Source organism: Mesorhizobium sp. M8A.F.Ca.ET.161.01.1.1, assembly GCF_004792105.1.
Taxonomy (GTDB): domain Bacteria; phylum Pseudomonadota; class Alphaproteobacteria; order Rhizobiales; family Rhizobiaceae; genus Mesorhizobium.
On the sequence record NZ_SRTD01000147.1, the window covers coordinates 1 to 381 of the forward strand.

General features: G+C 65.4%; 1 protein-coding gene. It reads left to right on the top strand.

The genetic code is table 11. From position 1 onward, the window contains the following. The coding region (locus tag EN804_RS35055; RefSeq protein ID WP_145972894.1) for a substrate-binding domain-containing protein at window positions 1-381 on the top strand (381 nt) is incomplete at both ends.

Sequence of the window (381 nt, forward strand, 5' to 3'; positions counted from 1 at the left end):
CTTCGTTTCACCCGAACAGGTGCGCACGGCACTCTATGCCGGAACGCGCGACCGGCTCACCGGCTATTTCAACGAACTTTCGCGCGTTGGCGTCGACACCTCCAGCGTCCCCGTCTACGAGACGGCCAACGATGCCGCGAGCACCAGGGCAGCACTCGAGGCGATCTTCGCTGCCGGCGAGCCGCCCACGGCCATCCTGGCAATGTCCGACAGAATGGCGCTGATAGCGCTCGAATGGCTTGCCGCGCGCAACCTCAAGGTTCCCAAGGACGTATCCGTCGTCGGCTTCGACGGCGTCCCGGAAGCAGCCGCTTGCGAACCGCCGTTGACCACGATCGCGCAGCCGATCGCGGAGATGGCACGCCTGGCCGTCAAGGCTAT